The following is a 1,859-nucleotide window of genomic DNA, read 5'->3' as shown; positions in this document are numbered from 1 at the left end:
CACCGATCCGGGCAACGAGTATCAGCGGCGCATTCACCAGATCGCTTTCGAGCATGATGCCCACTTCCTGCTGGGCGGCCCTCATGCGGAGTTCACCAACGCGGGCGAACCGCTCTACTTCAACTCGATCTTTCAGCTCGATCCGCGCCGCAAGTTCGTCGCGCGCTATGACAAGATCGAGCTGCTGGCCTTTGCCGAGTACAACCCGCTGAGCAACGCGCCTTTTTTCCCGCGCCCGGCCGAGGTGCCCCGCGATTATTCGCCAGGCGAGAAGCCGGGAATCTTTGACGTAAAGGGCGCGAAGCTTGGCGCCATGATCTGCTTTGAATCTCTCTACCCCTGGCTGGCCCGTGACCTGGTGGGAGCGGGGGCCCAGGTGCTGGTCAACGTCTCCAACGACGCCTGGTTCCAGCGCACCAAGGCGCCGTACCAACACATCGAGCAGACACGCCTTCGCGCCATTGAGCTGCGGCGCTATCTCATTCGAAACGCCGGAACGGGAATCAGCGCGATCATCGATCCGCTGGGGCGCTATGAGAGCGAGCCGCTGCCGATCTTCACGCAGGGCGTGCTCAGCGGGACAGTCAGCGCCCGCGACGCGACGACTCCCTACGCGCTCTGGGGGGACTGGCCGCTCTTACTCGGCGCTCTGGGGATTCTGATAGGGATTGGTGCTCGCCGCCTGCGCCTCGTCTGAGGCCGTCTGGGCGAGGAAGGTCTCCACAAGGTGGCGCACGCGCCGCATGTTGGGATCGACGCTCTTTAAATCCTCGCGCTGGCGAATCTGCGCAATCGTTGTCTCCACGTAAATCCGAAAAGGCTTGGTGCGCAGCAGGAAGGCCTGCATCATCTGGCCGTCTTTTAGCTGCGAAGCCGTCAGCATGTGCACCACGCGCAGGAACTCGCCGAATTCGGTGAGGTCGTTGAAGCGCAAGAGCAGCATCGTGTTGTCCTTGAAGTATTCCAGGAACCGCTTGAGCGCTTTGAGATAGGCCACCGCGTGGGGGTAGATCTGCAGGTTGGGGTCGGTCTCCATGCGCTCTTCGAAGAGGCTCATGATCGTCCGGAAAGCCATCACGTCTTCGAGCAGGCGCTTGGACTGGGCCTTGCGCGATTCAAAGTGCGGAAAAATGGTGCGCCCCTCGATGTCGGGCTCGAAGATGCGGGCCAGGTTCACCACCGCCTGCTGGAAGAATCCCTGCAGAATGCCGTGGGCATTTTCCACCATGCCGCGAAGCTGCAGCACACGGGTGATCTCGGAGGCGTTGGCCAGTTCCTCGGCGCTTACCTTCTGGAGCTCCATCGTCATCTGGTAGGCCAGGCTGTCGAGTTCGGCGGCAAGCGCCACCGAGTGGTCGTTCACCTCGGCGGTGATGATCTCCATGCTGGGGTCGGGCTCGAGGTTCCCCTCGAAGTCGAAGAGCTGGTCCTTGAAGCCGTGTTCGAGATAGGGAAGCACGGCGCGGGCCTCACTGCGGATGAGCGCAAAGACGAGCAGCGAGCTCTTGAGGTATCCGAGGTCCGCGCTCTTTGGATTGATAAAGCGCAGGTAATGAAGCAGCCGAAAGAAGGCCAGAAACACGAACGAGATGCGCCGCTGGAGTGTGGCGTGGGGAATGGCCCGCACGATGTCCCGGATGATGCGGTTGTGGATCCGGTCGTAGGTGGGCGAAAAGGCCATCTGCTGGAGCGGATTGAAATACTTGTTGAGCAGGATCTCACGCCGGATGATCTCACCGGCGGCCTTGAAGACGTTGTAGGCGATGCGTTCCTTGTGAAAGAGGGCCTCGGTGAGCACCTGCACGTGGGAGAGCCCGTCGTGGAGCAGGTAGAGGCTCTGGCGCGGCGTGTCCTGGTTG

Annotated in this window: 2 protein-coding genes; one reads left to right on the top strand and one right to left on the bottom strand. The window is 61.5% G+C overall.

Features of this window, described 5'->3' with window-relative positions; translation table 11 throughout:
• Positions 1 to 697 (top strand): apolipoprotein N-acyltransferase (gene lnt, locus KDH09_12100; GenBank protein ID MCB0220431.1); only part of this gene is annotated, 697 nt, incomplete at its 5' end.
• Here lnt and KDH09_12095 read toward each other — a convergent pair.
• Positions 638 to 1,859: hypothetical protein (locus KDH09_12095; GenBank protein MCB0220430.1), on the bottom strand; the 1,222-nt coding region annotated here is incomplete at its 5' end. The two genes, lnt and KDH09_12095, sit on opposite strands and share 60 nt — an antisense overlap.

Source organism: Chrysiogenia bacterium, assembly GCA_020434085.1.
Lineage (GTDB): Bacteria > JAGRBM01 > JAGRBM01 > JAGRBM01 > JAGRBM01 > JAGRBM01.
Note: the sequence above shows the minus strand (reverse complement) of the source record. Positions and strands in the feature narration are given on the sequence as shown.